Source organism: Streptomyces sp. NPDC004266, from assembly GCF_042874095.1.
Classification (GTDB): domain Bacteria; phylum Actinomycetota; class Actinomycetes; order Streptomycetales; family Streptomycetaceae; genus Streptomyces.
Genome location: NZ_JBIAMM010000002.1, coordinates 524142 through 540833, shown reverse-complemented (window position 1 = coordinate 540833; position 16692 = coordinate 524142). Strand labels below are relative to the sequence as shown.

Here is a 16692-nt window from a genome sequence, read left to right as displayed (position 1 = left end):
GGGCGCGGCCCCTTCCTTGGAGGGGTGGTGGCGGGTGACGGGAGGGCGCTCACAGTCCGACCTTTCGGTAGCGGCGCATCAGGATGCCGTAGCAGGCGGCGACGAGGCCGAGGACGACCAGCAGGTAGACCACGCCGGTGCCGGTCCCGACCTGCATCTCGCCGGGGAAGGAGGCGGGGGCGCCGAGGAACGCGTTCTGCAGGCCGATGACGAGGGTCAGGGGCGAGAAGAGACCGAGCCAGACGATGGAGCCGGTGTTCTCGGTGGCGTAGGAGATGCCCTGGAGGGTGGAGACCGCGCCGTAGGAGATGGTGAGGACGGCGATCACGGCGGCGACGCCGAAGCCGCGGCGCGGGGTGAGCGCGGCCATGACCAGGCCGACGCCGGCGAAGAGCACCGACAGGATCGCGACGGAGACGAGGCCCTGCCCGAACAACTTGGCCTGCTCGGCGAAGTCCATCTTGGCCAGCATCGAGCCGATCCACATGATGAGCAGCGGGACGGCGGTGAGGACGAAGAGCGCCGAGGCCATCGCCCCGTACTTGGCGAGGACGTAGTCCACCCGCTCGATGGGGCGGGAGAAGTACAGCGGGACCGTGCGGAACCTCAGGTCGCGGGAGACCGACTGGGGCGCCTGGGAGGCCAGGAAGACGGCGATGACGAGCTGGAGGTAGACCGCGTACTGGGTGTACTCCATGAAGAGCTTGTCCGCCTTGGTGTACACCGAGATGGCGACGATGATCAGCGCGGGCGCGCACATCACCGCGAAGAGCAGCATCGGCAGCACCTTGGACTTGGCGCTGCGGCCCAGGCCGTACGCGCCGCGCAGGGACTGCGAGAACAGCGACCGGCGCGCGTACGCCCGGCCGAGGCGCGGACCGTCGTAGGACCGGTAGCCGATGTTGTGGATCCGGGTCGTGTCGGGGGCCTGGGAGCTCATCGAGCAGGCACCTCCTCCTGGTCCTTCGCCTTGAAGACCTCGGCGATGTGGTGGCGGCGCTGCTCCATGCGGACGAGGCCGAGGCCGAGCCCGGCGACGGTGTCCCGCACGAGGTCGTACGTCTCCTCGCCGGCCGCCTCCAGGAGCAGGATGTGACCGGCGCCCGGCAGGCCGTCCTCCACGCCCGCGTGGACCGCGACGCCGGCGGCGGCGAGGGCCGCGCGGAGCGCCGCCGTGCCGTCGGGGCAGGCGTCGGAGTCGGTGACCTCGACCGCGAGCGTCGTGGTGGTCCGGGTGAAGTCGCTGGTGGAGCTGGAGCGCAGAAGCCGGCCGCCGTCGATGACGACGACGTGGTCGCAGGTGCGCTCCAGCTCGCCCAGCAGGTGCGAGGTGACGAGGACGGAGATGCCGAAGTCGGTCCAGACCCTGCGGATCAGTCCGAGCATCTCGTCCCGGCCGACCGGGTCGAGGCCGTTGGTCGGCTCGTCGAGGAGGACCAGCCTGGGGTCGTGGACGAGCGCCTGCGCCAGCTTCACCCGCTGCTTCATGCCCGTCGAGTAGCCGCCTATCGGGCGGTAGCGCTCCTCGTACAGGCCGACGTGGCGCAGGGTGTCGGCGGTCCGCTCCCGGGCGGCGGTCGCGGGCAGCCCGGACATCCGCGCCATGTGGACGACGAACTCGGTGGCCGAGACGTCCGGCGGAAGGCAGTCGTGCTCGGGCATGTACCCGACGCGCTCACGGATCTCGGGGCCGTGGGTCCGGACGTCGAGGCCCAGGACCGCCGCGGTGCCCTCCGTGGCGGGGGAGAGTCCGAGCAGGATCTTGATCATCGTGGACTTGCCGGCTCCGTTGGCACCCACCAGTCCGGTCACACCGGGCCCGATGTCCAGGGAGAGCCGGTCGAGCGCGGTCACCCGGGGGAACCGCTTGCTGAGGCTTTCGGTGGCGATCACAGTCACGCTTCGACGGTAGTGGCGTGCGCCACAGCAGTCGTCAGCCCAACGGCTCGATCCTTCTCCCACTTCAGGAGTACAAGCCCGTAGGGGCGTCGCGACGAAAGTCTTTCCCCCGGGCTCGCGGACGGTCTTTTCCACAGGCCGTCGTCCGACCCCTTGACGCAGCCGCCGGGCATTGTCACATTCATCGGTGTCAAGTTACGAACGCGTAGCGCATCCGGGCGCTCACACGGGACGGCGGGTGGCATGGCCTCAGCAGTGACAGGCGAACTCTCCGCGGAGCTGCGGGGGTTCAGGGAAGTACAGCGGCTCTCCTACGCGTGCGCGGAAGCCGTCGCGGCCCAGCTCAAGCCGGGCGTGACCGAGCGCGAGGCCGCCCGGATGCAGCGGGAGTGGCTCCACGAGCGGGGGGTGCGGGACTGGTTCCACCGGCCCTTCGCCTGGTTCGGCGACCGCACGGCCTTCGTGGACTTCAAGGTCCCCCTGCAGTTCTTCCCCACGAACCGCCGCCTGGAGGCGGGGATGCCGTTCATCCTCGACATGGCGCCGGTCCACAAGGGATACACGGCCGACATCGGCTACAGCGGCTGCCTGGGCCTCAACCCCCTGCACGACAAGCTGCTCGCCGACCTGGAGGCCCACCGCGAGCTGATCCTGCGCGAGGTGCGCGAGCGCCGCACACTGCGCGAGATATACGAGGACGTGGACCGGCTCATGGTCCGCCAGGGGTACGCGAACCGGCACCGGGCCTACCCCTTCGGCGTCATCGCCCACAAGATCGACCGGGTGAGGGAGCGCCGCTGGGCGCCGACGCTCTTCGGCTTCGGCACCCAGTCGCTCAAGGGGCTCGCGAGCGACGCCCTGCACGGCCACCGGGACGGCTGGTCCCCGCTCTGGTCGCCGTACAGGTTCTCCGACCACCCGCCCGTGCCGGGGCTGTGGGCGGTCGAGCCGCACCTCGGATTCCGGGGGACGGGCGCGAAGTTCGAGGAGATCCTGGTCGTCACCGACTCCCGGGACCCCGAGCAGAGCGCTTTCTGGCTGGACGACGATCTGCCGCACGTGCGGCGCTGGAACGAGGGAGCGGTCTGATGGCGGGGCTGAACGGGGCGCGGGAGCGCTGGGTCCGGACGGGCGGGATCGAGCTGTGCGTCGCCGAGCTCGGCGACACGGACCGGCCGACCGTCCTGCTCGTGCACGGGTACCCGGACTCCAAGGAGGTGTGGTCGGAGGTCGCGGCCCGGCTGGCCGAGGAGTTCCACGTGGTGCTGTACGACGTCCGGGGCCACGGCCGGTCGACGGCGCCGGTCCCGCTGCGCGGCGGCTTCACCCTGGAGAAGCTGACGGACGACTTCCTCGCGGTCGCCGACGCCGTCAGCCCGGACCGGCCCGTCCACCTCGTCGGCCACGACTGGGGCTCGGTGCAGTCCTGGGAGTTCGCCACCGTGCCGCGCACGGAGGGCCGGATCGCCTCCTTCACCTCGATGTCGGGTCCCTCGCTCGACCACTTCGGGCACTGGATCAAGCAGCGGATGACCCGGCCCACCCCGCGCCGGGTCGGCCAGCTCCTCGGCCAGGGCGCCAAGTCCTGGTACGTGTACATGCTGCACACGCCCGTGCTGCCGGAGCTCGCCTGGCGCGGCCCGCTCGGCAGGCGCTGGCCGAAGGTCCTGGAGCGGCTGGAGAAGGTCCCCGCCGGCGACTACCCCACGTCCTCCCTGCCGAACGACGCGGCGCACGGCGCCTGGCTCTACCGGGACAACGTCCGGGCCCGCCTCGGCAGGCCGCGCCCCGACGCGTACGCGCACGCGCCCGTGCAGCTGATCACGCCGACCGGTGACGCCTTCCTCTCCGAGCGGCTCTACGACGACCTGGGCGGCTGGGTGCCGGACCTGACCCGGCGCACCCTCCCGGCCAAGCACTGGGTGCCGCGCACCCGGCCGGACCAGCTGTCCGCCTGGATCGCCGAGTTCGTCCGGGCCAACGAGGACGCGGCGGCCAAGGCGTCGAAGCCCGTCGCGGCGAAGAGCGGCGTGAAGCCGGCGTACGCGGAGCGGTTCGGCGGGCAGCTCGTCCTGGTCACCGGGGCGGCCAGCGGCATCGGCCGGGCCACCGCCTTCGCGTTCGCGGAGGCCGGCGCCCGGGTGGTGGCCGTGGACCGGGACGCCGAGGGGGCGGTCCGCACGGCCGAGATGGCGCGCCTGATCGGCGCCCCGGAGGCCTGGGGCGAGGCGGTCGACGTCGCCGACGAGCGGGCGATGGAGGAGCTGGCCGCGAAGGTGGCGGCCGAGTACGGCGTCGTCGACGTCCTGGTCAACAACGCGGGCATCGGACTCACCGGCTCCTTCTTCGAGACGTCGGGCGAGGAGTGGAAGCGGGTCCTGGACGTCAACCTGTGGGGCGTCATCCACGGCTGCCGTTTCTTCGGCGCGCAGATGACCGCGCGCGGTCAGGGCGGCCACATCGTCAACACCGCCTCGGCGGCGGCCTTCCAGCCCTCCCGGGCGCTGCCGGCGTACAGCACGTCGAAGGCGGCGGTGCTGATGCTCAGCGAGTGCCTGCGCGCCGAACTGTCCGATCAGGGCATCGGGGTGTCGGCGATATGCCCCGGCATCGTCAACACCAACATCACGGCGACCGCGCGGTTCGCCGGGGTCACGGACGCGGCGGAGGAGAAGCGGCGGCAGCAGAAGGCCTCCCGGCTGTACGGCCTGCGGAACTACCCGCCGGAGAAGGTCGCGGACGCGATCCTGGGGGCGGTCCTGCACGACCGGGCCGTCGTCCCGGTGACCCCCGAGGCCCGGGGCGCCCACTTCCTGTCCCGGCTCAGCCCGGGAGCCCTGCGGGCCCTGGCCCGCTGGCAGCCGCCGGCGTAACCGACGGGGCCGGGCCCGGACCGGGCGCGGGTCCGGGTCGGTGGTCGCGTCGTCGTGACCGGCCGGGCCTGGTCGGGGCCGGCGGTCGTACGATCCCTCCCAGGAGGGGCTCCGCGGCGGCGGGGCGGAGGACGCGGGTGGTGGGAGCGGTTTTGGCCGAGCAGTCAGCACAGCCGGAGTACCGGATCGAGGATCTCGCCCACCACAGCGGAGCCACGGTCCGGACGATCCGCGCCTACCAGGACCGTGGTCTGCTGCCCCGCCCGGAGCGGCGGGGCAGGTCGAACGTGTACGGGGACGCGCACCTCGCGCGGCTCCGGCAGATCGCCGACCTCCTCGACCGGGGCTACACCCTGGCCTCGATCAAGGAGCTCCTGGAGGCCTGGGACACCGGTCGGGGGCTCGGCGGGGTGCTGGGTCTGGTCGCGGAGGTCCACGGGCCGTGGACGGACGAGGAGGCGGACCGGATCTCCCGCGCGGAGCTGGACGCCCGCTTCGGCGGCACGCCGGACGAGGAGGCCATCCGGGAGGCGGTCGAGCTCGGCGTACTGGAGCGGCTGCCGGGACGGGAGGGCGAGGAGTACCTCGTGCCGAGCCCGCAGGAGCTGGCGGTGGCGGCCGAGCTGTACGCGGCGGGTGTGCCCCTGGCGGCGATCACCGGCCACCTGAGGGAACTTCGCGACCAGGTCGAGCACATCGCGTCCCGTTTCCTGGAGTTCACGACCGAGCACGTCTTCGCGCGCTATCTGGAGCACCGGCCGCCGACGGACGCGGACGCGACCGAGGCGGCCACGATGGTGCGACGCCTCAGGCCGCTCGCCCAGCAGACCGTGGACGCCGAACTGGCGCGGGCGATGCGCCTGTTGGCCACGCGCCACCTCCAGATCCACCTGTCGCCGGATCCGCCCGTGGCGCGGGACGACCAGCCGCGCGCGGTGTCGCTCCCGGCCGGGACGATACGGGCCGTGCAGAGCCTGGTCGGCGCGGAGGGGGTCGAGGCCTTCATCGCGGCGGCCACGGAACGAGAGGTCAACAAAAGGACATTGGACGCACTTGCCACAAGTCACCACAAAGTCCAGGAAATTCAATAAATGCCTTGCCCTGGCAGCCCCGTTGTCCACAGAATCTCAAACTCGCTTGTGGATAACTCCACTTGCTTGTGGATCAAACCTGAACGGGGAAGAAATCGAGATGGATGAACGACGCACCGTGAAGGTGTCCAAGTACCTCTCCAAGCATCTGCGCCACCAGCCCGAGCGCATCGGCCTCGTCCTCGACGCGCACGGCTGGACCGAGATCGACGACCTGCTCCGGGCCGCCGCGGAGCACGGCTTCCCCTTCACCCGTGAAGAGCTGGACCACGTCGTCGCGACCAACGACAAGAAGCGCTTCGCCGTCGAGGGCACCCGCATCCGGGCGAGCCAGGGCCACACCGTCGCGGTCGACCTCGACCTGCCGGCCGCGGAACCGCCCGCGTACCTCTACCACGGCACGGTCGCCGACCGGCTCCCCGCGATCCGGGCGGAGGGGCTGCGGCCCATGGACCGCCACCACGTCCACCTCTCCCCCGACCGGGAGACGGCGACCCGGGTCGGCGCGCGCCGGGGGCGGCCCGTCGTGCTGAGCGTCGACGCCGGCGCCATGCGACAGGCCGGACACGTCTTCCGCGTCAGCGCCAACGGGGTCTGGCTGACCGACGCCGTCCCGCCGGAGTTCCTCCGCTTCCCCTCCTGAGCCCGCGCCCGAGGGCCGTGCGGCATGATCGCTCCCATGGCTCACCCACACCTGCCCACCACCGAGGCCGCCGTCACCGCGATCCGCGAGGTCGCCCGGGAGTTCCACCTGGAGATGACGGTGACCGACGACATCGGCGCGGACCAGACCTCCCGGCGCACCTCCTCCGGGGCCTTCGCCGTCCTCGACCCGGACGGGTCGCTGCCGCACGAGGCCCATGTCGAGCTGGGCGGCTCCCCCTCGGTCACCGTCCAGGTCTTCCCCGAGGACGACGCCAGGATCACCGTGGACGGGATCGAGTTCGCGGACGTGCCCCGCGACGCCGTCCCCGCCTTCCTGCGCTCCGTCCACGGCGGCCTCGCCCATGTGAAGGGCCGGTTCTTCCCGCCCGGCTGGTGGCTGGTCGTCCCGCTCCCCGGCGACGAGACGTACAAGGAGCTGGTCCCCGGCGCCTCGCTCACCCCCTGGATGAGCCGCAGGGTCCGCTGATCCTCCGGGACCCGGACCGGTCGCGCAGGTCAACGGCTACTCTGACCCACCGCATCCCCCATGGTGAGAGGAATTCGAAGTGGTGGCTCCGACTGCGCTGAACTCGGTGATCGACGGCAAGGAGGTCCCCGGCGGCGGTGACACCTACGCCTCCCTCAACCCCGCGCGCCAGAGCGACGTCGTCGCCGAGGTCCGGCTGGCCGACTCGGCGGTGTTCCAGGACGCCTGCGCGGCGGCGCGGCAGGCACAGCGCGAGTGGGCGCGGGTGCCGGCCCCCGTGCGCGGGCAGGTCGTGGGGGCCTTCGGGCGTCTCGTCCAGGCCAACAAGGAGAGCCTGGCGCGCCTCGTCACCCGTGAGGTGGGCAAGACGTACGCCGAGGCGCTGGGCGAGGTCCAGGAGATCATCGACACCTGTGACTTCTTCCTCGGCGAGGGCCGCCGTCTGTACGGGCAGACGGTCCCCTCCGAGATGTCGGACAAGCAGCTGTTCACCTTCCGCATGCCGGTCGGCGTGTCCGTCATCGTGACGGCGGGCAACTTCCCGGTCGCGGTGCCGTCCTGGTACATCGCCCCGGCGCTGCTGTGCGGCAACGCGGTGGTGTGGAAGCCCGCCGAGTACGCGGCGGCGACCGCCCGTGCCCTCGCCGAGCTCGCCTGGCGGGCCGGCGTGCCGGCCGGCGTCCTGAACCTGGTCTACGCGGACGGCGAGACGACCTTCGAGGGCCTGGATGCCGCGCTGGGCCGCGGCCTGGTGGACAAGGTCGGCTTCACGGGCTCGACGCTGGTCGGCCGGCGGATCGGCGAGCTCTGCGGCCGCCACCTCCAGACCCCGTGCCTGGAGCTGGGCGGCAAGAACCCGATGGTCCTCGCGCCCGACGCGGACCTGGACCTGGCCGTGCAGGCCGCGCTGTTCTCCGGCTACGGCACGGCGGGCCAGCGCTGCACCTCGCTGGGCACGGTCATCGCCCACGAGGACGTGCACGACGAGTTCGTCCGCAAGTTCGACGAGGCGGTGCGGGCCGCGGCGGTGGGCGAGCCGACCGAGGGCGTCGTCTACGGCCCACTGCTCGACGACAAGTTCGCGCGCTCCTACGAGGAGGCGCTGAGCTGGATCGAGGAGCACCACACCGTGCTCGGTTCGAGCGCGATCGGCAGGATCACCGCCGAGTCGCCCCGCGAGGGCTTCGTCGGCGACCCCTCCGACGGCCTGTACTACCACCCGGTGCTCGTGGACGGGGTCCGCCCGACGGACCGGATCTTCCTGGAGGAGACCTTCGGGCCGGTCGTCGGCGTGACCACGTACCGGACGCTCGACGAGGCGATCGAGCTCGCCAACACTCCGGGCTACGGCCTCTCCGCCGCCGTCTGGACGAGCGACCCGGCCACCGTGTTCCGCTTCCGGCAGGGCATCGGCGCGGGCATGGTCAGCGTGAACAACTCCACCTCGGGCGCCGAGGCCCACCTTCCGTTCGGCGGCAACGGGAAGTCCGGCAACGGCAGCCGCCAGTCCGGCGTCTGGGTCCTCGACCAGTTCACCCGCTGGCAGTCGATGAACTGGGACTTCTCCGGTTCGCTGCAGAAGGCCCAGATGGACGTGGCGACCGTCGAGGCCGACCTCGACTACCGCCTGCCGGCCGACTGGACCGAGGGCGTCTGACACGACGGCGCCCCACACGACGGTGCCCGACACGAGGGCGCCCGACACGGCGAACGGGGCCGGGCGGTGTTTCACGTGAAACACCGCCCGGCCCCGCGCTCCTGGTGGCCCCTCAGGACGTGTACGCGTGCGTGACGACCGTCCTCGCGTGGCCCACCGTCCACTCCGGCAGCGCGGCCAGGACCCGTTCGGCGTCCTCGCCGGTCTTCAGGAAGACCTGGTCGACCTGGATCTCGACGGGACCGCTGCGGTCGACGGTCAGCGTGTGGCCGCCGAAGCGGCCGACGACGTCGATCACCGCCTCCTCGCTCTCGAAGGGCCGGCCGCCGGCGGAGAGGCCGGGGCCCGTCACCGTGACCCTGATCAGCTCCGCGCGGTTCGCGCCGAGCGTGATCCGGACGGGCGCGGTCGGACCGGCGGTGTCGACGGAGACCTTCCCCTCCCCCACGAACACCTTCCGCGCGGCGAGCCCGCCGTCGTGGGCCCGCAGACCCGTGTCGCGGGCGACCCGGTCGACGACGCCGAGGCTCTCGGGCGTGAGGGCGTCGCGGCCTTCGAGCACGATCCGCGGGTCCTTGCCGTCGGTCTGCTCCTGGAAGGCGCTGACCAGCTTGGGGTGCGCGCTGTCGTACGGCTGGACGAGCCCGACGACCAGCAGTCCGCAGGCGGTGTACGCGAGCACGGCGAGGCCGGACCGGCGCGGCGGGCGGCCGGCGTGGGCGGCGAACGGCGCGAGGACCAGCGCCAGCGGCAAGGCGACCAGGACGCACGCCACCGCGAGGGCCGCGTCCATCGGGACGGCGGTGGGGAGCCGGCCCATCATCGGGACGGCCAGCTCGAACAGGTTCCGGGTGAACTGGGCGATCAGCACGAACGACACGAACGCGCTCACGAGCAGCGGCACCGCCCGCGCGCGGCCCCGAAGCACCAGGAAGCCGCCGAGGGAGAGGACGGACAGGGCGGAGCCGATCCACAGCAGATAGCCCGGTCCGACGCCGAGCCAGGCGGTGAGCACGCCGAGCACTCCCATCGCCCAGGCGTTGCCGAGCAGGGCGGCACGGGCGTCCGGCCGGCCGGGGCCGTCCGGGGCGCGGCGCCGGCGCCGGCGCTCCAGGAGCAGCTGCGGGGCGAGCGCCCCGAGGACGGTGAGGGGCAGCGGCACCAGGTACATCAGCCAGGGGTGCGCGTACCAGGCGTGCGGACCGATGAGGGACTGGGCGGCGCCCACCAGCACACCCGTGAGCACGGCCGCGGGGAGTCCGAGGAGCGCGGCCCCGGCGGTGGCCGCCACCCGGCCGGGACGGAGGCCCCAGACCCGGCCGGCCCGCCAGGTCAGCGCGGCCAGGACGAGGAGCAGGGCGAGGGTGCCGGACTTCACCAGCAGCGGGTCCAGGGTCACCCACCAGCGCGACAGGACGTCGAAGTAGTACGGGGCGGGCTTCCGGCCGACCGGGTCGGCGGACCCCGTGACGTCGGAGGCGAACCGGACGGTCAGGTCGGTGACCGCCTGTGCGGAACCGTCCCCGATCGCGGCGACCCGGTCGTTCGGCGTGTGGTACTGGTAGCCGTCCTCGAAGAGGGCGTAGTCGAGTCCCGACCAGCCCTGGGCGCGCCACACCCGGCCGTCGGTGTCGGAGTTGATGAGGCCCGCCTGGAACAGCCACTGGCCGAGGACCGAGCCGTACGGCCGCGCGGTGTCGCCCGCGAGCTCGATCAGCCGGCCGTCGTCCTCGCCCGCCTGGAACAGGATGGGCAGTCCGCCCGAGCCGACGGCCTCCAGGTTCAGGAACCAGCGGACGTCCTTCGCCCACGGGTGCCGGGTGAAGGCGTCGGCGCCGGTGAGGCCGACCTCCTCGCCGCCGTTGAAGAGGTAGACGACGGTGCGGTGGTGGTCCTCGCCGGCCAGCTGCCGGGCGGCCTGGAGCACCGCGCCGACGTTGACGCCGTCGTCGGCGGAGCCGGGGCCCTCCATCGCCGAGTCGACGTGGACGTTCACCAGGAGGGCGTCCTCGCTGTCGCCGGGCTGGCGGGCGATCACGTTCTCGACGGCGTAGTCGACGGCACGGTCGTGGAAGCGGTACGAGCCGGTGGCGCGCTGCCGCTCCACCTCCAGGCCCGGAATCGCCTCCAGCTCGCGGGAGACGAGGTCGAGTCCCTCCGCGAGCCGCGGGCTCGCGGCGACGTGCGTGCCGAGGTCCTCCAGCCGCTGGGCCGTGGCCAGCGCGCCCCGGCCCGCCTCCCCGTCGGGTGCCGGGCGGGTCGCCCCGTACGCCAGCGAGAAGGAGACGGCCAGGAGCAGCACCAGGACCGCCCAGGTCCCGGCGAACCGCCGGGCGCCGGCCGGACCGCCGGACGGGCCGCCGGACCGTGCGCCGGACCGGCCTCCGGACGGAGCGCCGGCCCCGGAGGACCGGCGGTCCTCCGCCGAGGGCGCGTCGGCCGTGCTCGGCCGGGACTTCAGCATGCTCATCGCAGAGCCCTCTCCCTAGGTCATTCCCCGGGCTGCGGCAGCTGCCGCAGTTCCCGCCACCACGTGCGCAGTTCGCTCACGACCGTGTCCTCGCGCTCCAGCGTGAGCGCGTGCGCCGCGTCCGGGACGCGGACGAGCGAGGCCTGCGGGACGGCGCGCTCGATCTCCTCGGCCGTGGCCCGCATGCCGAGCGTGTCGGCGTCGCCGACGAGCACCCGGACCGGCACGTCGAGCTTCGCCAGCCGGTCGGCCGCGGGCTCGGGCCGCGTGAAGTCCGGGGTGTCCTTCTGCTGCGTGTAGTTGAGCCGCAGCATCTCGGCGACCGCCTCGCGCAGGGCCGCCCGCTCGGGCGCCTGCTCGCGGCCGGGGCCGTCGACGAAGAGCCGCACCTCGAGGGCGATCAGCTCCTCGACCGTCCGGGGGACGTCGGCCGGCTCGGCGGTGTCCCAGGCCTCCTCGGCCTCCCCGACGGCTTCGAGCAGCGGGCGCTCCTCGTCCGCGACGGGGGAGTCGAAGCCCGAGACGTCGGGCGCGAGCAGGAAGAGGCCGTCCACCCGCTCGGGGTGCGCGAGGGCGAAGTCGATCGCGAGGCGCGCGCCGCGCGACTCGGCCACCAGCACGGCGGACTCGAGCCCGTAGGCGTCGAGGACGCTCCCGAGGTCGGCGAGGTCGGAGAACTCGCCGTCCAGCGTCGTCGTCGACCGGCCGAAGCAGCGGCAGTCGTAGGCGACGGAGAACATCTCGTCGCTCAGCGCTTCCATCAGCGGGTGCCACATCTGCCCGTGGGCGATGCCGGAGTGGACGAGGACGGCGGCGGGGCCGGCCGGGGCGCCGCTGCTCACGGCGTGCAGGGTGCCGCCGGGGACGGTGAGGGTACGCGTTTCCATGGTCATCCTTCGATTGACTGCAGGGGGCGGGTGTCGGACCGCTGGTGACAGCCGACCACGAACGAGGCGACCTCCTCGACGTGTTGCAGGAGGAACATGTGACCGCCCTCCCACATCCGGACGGGGCAGTCGCCCTGCCCGTGCGCCGCCCAGGCCGTGAGGCCCTCGACGGGCACGCCGGGATCGTCGGTTCCCCCGATCGCGAACACCCGGGCGGAGAGTGCGGGGCCCTCCGCGTACCGGTAGCCCATCGCCATCCGGTAGTCGGCGCGCAGGCCCGGCATGACGAGTTCGAGGAGGTCGGGCTGGGTGAAGAACTCCGGGGGCGTCACCCCGTGCGAGCGGAGGCTGGAGAGGATCTCGGCGTCCGTGGGCACCGGCCTGGGGGGCAGCACCTTCGGCGCCACCATCCCGGACGCGATCAGGCAGTCGACCGGGAGCGCACGCTCCTGGAGCAGACGGGCCAGTTCGAACGCGACCAGCGAGCCGAAGCTGTGCCCGAACAGGGTGGTCGGCCGCCGGTCCGCGCCGAGCTCGTCGGCCAGGGTGCGGACGAGCAGCCCCATGTCCTCCAGGGGTTCTTCGAGCATCCGGTGTTCGCGTGCGGGCAGATGGGGTGCCCACAGCTCCACCTCGGGGGGAAGCCACCCGGTCCAGCTCTCGTAGACCGTGCCGTTGCCGCCCGCGTAGGGCAGGCACACGATCCGGCTGGTTCCTTCACCGGCGCTGAGCCGTCGGAGCAGGGTCATGGCGGACGATCAGCTCCGCGCGCAGCGCGGACGCATGTCGGTCCACACGGTCTCGATGCGGTCGAGGCACTCGTCCTTGCTGGCGGCCGGTCCGTCGGCCTCCCAGCCGGCGGGCAGCTCGCGGTCGCTGCGCCAGATCGAGTACTGCTCCTCTTCGTTGACCACGACGACGTAGTCGGGCTCTGCGGTGGTCACGCTCATGGGGTCACCTCTTCGGGTGTCGGGTGTACGGGTGTGGGACGTACGGGGGCGGGTGCGGCGGCCGGCGCGGCCGCGGCGGAGAGCCGGCGGCCGTAGCCGGCGAAGACGAGGCTGATCGCGATGGAGGAGACCGCGATCACGGCCAGGGTCACGGAGCCGGAGGTCGCCTCCAGGGCGATGCCGGCCGCCAGGACGGACAGGGGTTTCAGGCTGAACGCGGCGACCTGCGCGGTCGTCGTCACCCGGCCGAGGAGCTCGTCCGGGGTGAGCCGCGCCCGCAGCGTGCTGTAGACGATCGCCGAGAGCGACTCCCCGCCGCCGGCGAGGAAGACGACGCCGAGGGCCAGCGGCAGCGACGCGGTGCCGCTCAGGACGAGCAGCGCGACGCTCCCGAGGACCGTGCCGGCGCACATGACGGCGACGGTGGCGGCCTTCATCCGCGAGGCGAGCACGGCGCCGGCGATCGCCCCGACCGCGTAGACCGCGATGATCGACCCGAGGACTCCGGGCGACCAGCCGAGGTCCTCGCGGATGAAGTACGTGGCGCAGATGACGACCGGCGAGGTGAAGAAGGTGACCGCCGCCCAGTAGAGCAGCGCCGCCCGGAGGAGCCGGTGTCCGGCGATGAACCGGAAGCCCTCCAGGACCTGCCGCCGCATCGGCGCGGGCGCCTGCTCCCGCGCGTTCTGCATCGGTCGGCGGATCAGCATCAGGGAGACCGCCGACACCGCGAAGGTCAGCGCGTCGACCCCCAGGGTGCCGGCCCCGCCGATGCCCGTCACCAGGACACCGGCGAGCGCGGGGCCGGCGATGTAGCCGAGCGCGTTGCCGATCGACAGGAGCGAGTTGGCCTCGCCGAGCCGGTCGCGGCCCACCAGCGAGGGCACGCAGGACAGGCAGGCCGCCTCGAAGACGGCGTACAGCACACCGACCGGCACGGCCACCGCGTACAGCACCGGCAGCACCGGCAGCCCCAGCCAGGCCGCCAGCGGCACCGCGCCGACGAGCAGCGCGCGTCCCACGTCCGACCAGAGCATCATCCGCCGCCGGTCGAGGCGGTCGGCCCAGGCGCCCGCGGGGACGCCGAGCAGCATCATGGGCAGCGCCGACAGCATGGCGATCAGACCCATGTGCAGTCCGGAGCCGGTGAGGGCCAGGACCAGCAGCGGCAGGGCGGTCTTGCTCAGCGCGTCGCCGAGTGCCGAGGCGCCCTGGCCGCCGGCGAACAGCAGGAAGTCGCGGTCCCGCAGCAGGTTCCGGCCCTCGGGGCCGGCCGTGCTCACAGCCGTGCTCGCAGGTGTGCTCACGGTCAGGCCCAGTCGTCCCAGTCCTTGGCGCCGGTCACGTTGCGCAGACCGCCCTGGGACTTGAAGTACATCTGCGCCAGGTAGCGCTCGGGGATGCAGGTCAGCCAGCCCAGCGCGTTGTCCTCGCCGACGATCTGGTGGCTGTACGAGATCGAGGTGTCCATGGCCTCGATGGCGTGCCAGTAGCCGCTGGGGACGTACAGCGTCTCGCCCGGGTGCAGGACGGTCTCCTCCACGACCACGTCCTTGAAGCGCGGGTGGCGCGTCAGGTCGGGGCGGCGGTAGTCGACCTGCGCCATGCCGAACTGGCGGCGGAACGGGCGCGGGTACAGCTTGGCGTGCTGGTCCGGGGAGACGAAGTAGCAGCGCTTGCGGCCGACGACCTGGCTCAGGTAGGCCGCGGTCTGCATGCCGTCGCTGTGGAACGGGGTGACGGTGCCCTTGCTGCCGACGAACATCACGGACGCGACCCGGGAGGACACGGTGGAGCGCGAGGCCCCCTTGCCGCCGCCGCGGTTGAGGAAGAGCTTGGCGAGGTACAGGCCGAGCATCTTCGCCGGGTTGACCGTGCCGGCCGGCAGCTTCGCCTTGAAGCGGATGTCGGCCCAGTTCGGCGCCAGGTCGGGGAGGTCGTAGTCCTCCTCCAGGCCCGGGTAGTGCTCGACCATCCGGTGGACCGGGTAGGCGCGCAGGTAGTACGCCTTGCCCTCGTCGGTGTTCTTCTCGATCTCGTCGAGGAGCGCGGACAGCTTCATCCCGCGGAAGCCGCCGACGTTGCCGAGGATCAGCTCCTTGTCGAGCCGCTGGAGGTTGGCGTGGATGTCCAGGTCGCCGAAGTGCTCGCGGAAGTAGTCCAGGCTCCAGCGCTCCATGGCCGGCCAGTCGTCCATCAGGCCGGTGATGATGGCGGGCTTGCGCTTGTACACGTACTCGCGCTTGAACATCTCGGGGTCGGGGTTGTGGAGCCGGTCGATCGCGTCGATCTTGACGGTCGCCTCGGGGAAGATCGTGCCGGCGACGGCCGCGTCCTGCTCGGTCTGGCTGATGGTCATCGTGGGTCCTGTTCGTAAGTCTGTGGGGTGACGGATGGGGGGACTGCGGGCCGCGTCAGTGGGAGAGCGCCGTGCGCAGGCCCTCGTGGATCAGTTCGCAGCCGTACCGGAGGACATCGAGCTCCATGGTCAGAGCGGGCAGCAACTTGAGGACGGCCTTGTCGCGGCCGGTGGACTCGACGATCAGGCCGCGCTCGAAGCACCAGGCGACGACCTCGTCGGCGGCCCGGCGACCCCCGGCGTGCGTCAGGTCGATGCCGATCGCGTGGCCCTCGCTGCGGACCTCGACGCCGGGCAGCGGGTGGCTCTCCCAGAAGGAGCGGAGCAGCTCGGCGCCGTTCCGGGCCCGGTCGAGGAAGGCGTCGTCCTTCCACAGGTCGAGGGCGGCGCAGGCGGCGACGAACGCCAGCTGGTTGCCGCGGAAGGTGCCCGGGTGGTCGCCGGCCTTCCAGGAGTCGAGGCCCTCGCGGATGAGGAGGATCGACATCGGCAGGCCCAGGCCGCCGATCGACTTCGAGACGGTGATGAGGTCGGGGACGACCCCGGCCTGCTCGAAGGAGAAGAAGCCGCCGGTGCGGCCGCAGCCGGCCTGGATCTCGTCGGCGATCAGCACGATGCCGTACCGGTCGCAGAGCTCGCGCAGGCGGCGCAGGTCCTCGTCGGGGATGCGGTAGACGCCGCCCTCCATCTGGACGACCTCGAGGATCACCGCGGCGGGCACGTCGACGCCGGACAGGTCGTCGCTCAGGAACTGCTCGAGGAGGTCGAGGGTCGGGAAGTGGCCGCGCGGGCCGACCGGGAACGGCAGGTGGGTGACCTCGCCGAGGGCCGTACCGGCCACCTTGCGCAGCGAGTTGTCCGCCGTCGCCGCGAGGCTGCCGCGGCTGACGCCGTGGTACGCGCCGGAGAAGGCGATCACCTGGGAGCGGCCGGTGTGCTTGCGGGCCAGCTTCAGCGCGGCCTCGACGGCGTCGGTGCCGGTGGAGCCGCAGAACTGGACGCGGTGGTGCAGTCCGCGCGGCTCCAGGATCTCCCGGCCGAAGCGCTCCAGGAACTCGCGCTTGGCCGCCGTGTGGAAGTCCAGGGCGTGCAGCAGCCCGTCGCCCTGGAGGTAGGCGAGGACCTGACGCTTGATGTGGTCGTGGTTGTGGCCGTAGTTGAGGGCGCCGGCGCCGGAGAAGAAGTCGACGTACTCCGTCCCGTCCTCGGCGACCAGCGTGGTGCCGTGCGCCGAGCTGAGCAGCGTGGGGAACGCCCGGCAGTACGACCGGACGGCGGACTCCCGGGTCTCGAAGACCTCGGTGGAAGGGGCGGGGGCGGAAGGGGCGAGAGCGGAGGGGGCGAGAGTGGAGGGAGCGCGTTCTGCCATGACCG

At 72.4% G+C, this 16692-nt stretch carries 15 protein-coding genes; 6 read left to right on the top strand and 9 right to left on the bottom strand.

Annotation, left to right across the window (positions count from 1 at the left end; all coding sequences use genetic code 11):
• Positions 1-49: 49 nt before the first annotated feature.
• Both ACFYUZ_RS07170 and ACFYUZ_RS07165 read right to left on the bottom strand, forming a co-directional pair.
• Entirely contained in the window at positions 50-940 is an 891-nt protein-coding gene (locus ACFYUZ_RS07170) for an ABC transporter permease (RefSeq protein ID WP_389306869.1), read from the bottom strand.
• Positions 937-1893 carry an ABC transporter ATP-binding protein gene (locus ACFYUZ_RS07165; protein WP_389307028.1) on the bottom strand — a complete coding sequence of 319 codons (957 nt, stop codon included), beginning with the start codon at positions 1891-1893 and terminating at the stop codon, positions 937-939. The genes ACFYUZ_RS07170 and ACFYUZ_RS07165 overlap by 4 nt, the downstream gene beginning before the upstream one ends.
• Before the next feature lie 249 nt (positions 1894-2142).
• Here ACFYUZ_RS07165 and ACFYUZ_RS07160 point away from each other — a divergent pair, with 249 nt between their 5' ends.
• The 6 genes from ACFYUZ_RS07160 to ACFYUZ_RS07135 all read left to right on the top strand — a co-directional run bounded on the left by ACFYUZ_RS07160 (position 2143) and on the right by ACFYUZ_RS07135 (position 8652).
• On the top strand, positions 2143-2988 hold the full coding sequence (locus ACFYUZ_RS07160; RefSeq protein ID WP_389306867.1) for a M24 family metallopeptidase: 846 nt from the start codon (positions 2143-2145) through the stop codon (positions 2986-2988).
• Positions 2988-4772: an SDR family oxidoreductase gene (locus ACFYUZ_RS07155; RefSeq protein ID WP_389306865.1), complete on the top strand. Its 1785-nt coding sequence runs from the start codon at positions 2988-2990 to the stop codon at positions 4770-4772. The genes ACFYUZ_RS07160 and ACFYUZ_RS07155 overlap by 1 nt, the downstream gene beginning before the upstream one ends.
• A 140-nt stretch (positions 4773-4912) precedes the next feature.
• Entirely contained in the window at positions 4913-5863 is a 951-nt protein-coding gene (locus ACFYUZ_RS07150) for a MerR family transcriptional regulator (RefSeq protein WP_389306863.1), read from the top strand.
• Positions 5864-5963: 100 nt separating this feature from the next.
• On the top strand, positions 5964-6506 hold the full coding sequence (locus tag ACFYUZ_RS07145) for an RNA 2'-phosphotransferase (protein ID WP_389306862.1): 543 nt from the start codon (positions 5964-5966) through the stop codon (positions 6504-6506).
• Positions 6507-6542: 36 nt separating this feature from the next.
• Positions 6543-6995 carry a hypothetical protein gene (locus tag ACFYUZ_RS07140; RefSeq protein WP_389306861.1) on the top strand — a complete coding sequence of 151 codons (453 nt, stop codon included), beginning with the start codon at positions 6543-6545 and terminating at the stop codon, positions 6993-6995.
• A gap of 79 nt (positions 6996-7074) precedes the next feature.
• Entirely contained in the window at positions 7075-8652 is a 1578-nt protein-coding gene (locus ACFYUZ_RS07135; protein ID WP_389306860.1) for an aldehyde dehydrogenase family protein, read from the top strand.
• A 112-nt stretch (positions 8653-8764) separates the two neighbouring features.
• On the opposite strand, the gene ACFYUZ_RS07130 is transcribed toward ACFYUZ_RS07135, so the two are convergent.
• From ACFYUZ_RS07130 to ACFYUZ_RS07100, 7 genes are read right to left on the bottom strand one after another with little or no spacing between them, the layout of a single operon-like run.
• On the bottom strand, positions 8765-11122 hold the full coding sequence (locus tag ACFYUZ_RS07130; protein WP_389306859.1) for a M20/M25/M40 family metallo-hydrolase: 2358 nt from the start codon (positions 11120-11122) through the stop codon (positions 8765-8767).
• Between the two features lie 20 nt (positions 11123-11142).
• Entirely contained in the window at positions 11143-12009 is an 867-nt protein-coding gene (locus ACFYUZ_RS07125; RefSeq protein ID WP_389306858.1) for an alpha/beta fold hydrolase, read from the bottom strand.
• Positions 12010-12011: 2 nt separating this feature from the next.
• Positions 12012-12758: a thioesterase II family protein gene (locus ACFYUZ_RS07120; protein ID WP_389306857.1), complete on the bottom strand. Its 747-nt coding sequence runs from the start codon at positions 12756-12758 to the stop codon at positions 12012-12014.
• A 9-nt stretch (positions 12759-12767) separates the two neighbouring features.
• Positions 12768-12959: an MbtH family protein gene (locus ACFYUZ_RS07115; protein WP_389306856.1), complete on the bottom strand. Its 192-nt coding sequence runs from the start codon at positions 12957-12959 to the stop codon at positions 12768-12770.
• Entirely contained in the window at positions 12956-14242 is a 1287-nt protein-coding gene (locus tag ACFYUZ_RS07110; protein WP_389306854.1) for an MFS transporter, read from the bottom strand. The genes ACFYUZ_RS07115 and ACFYUZ_RS07110 overlap by 4 nt, the downstream gene beginning before the upstream one ends.
• Before the next feature lie 26 nt (positions 14243-14268).
• Positions 14269-15318, bottom strand: coding sequence for a cupin-like domain-containing protein (locus tag ACFYUZ_RS07105; protein WP_389306853.1), 1050 nt, complete (start codon positions 15316-15318; stop codon positions 14269-14271).
• A gap of 55 nt (positions 15319-15373) precedes the next feature.
• Positions 15374-16687 carry a diaminobutyrate--2-oxoglutarate transaminase gene (locus ACFYUZ_RS07100; RefSeq protein WP_389306851.1) on the bottom strand — a complete coding sequence of 438 codons (1314 nt, stop codon included), beginning with the start codon at positions 16685-16687 and terminating at the stop codon, positions 15374-15376.
• Positions 16688-16692 lie beyond the last annotated feature (5 nt).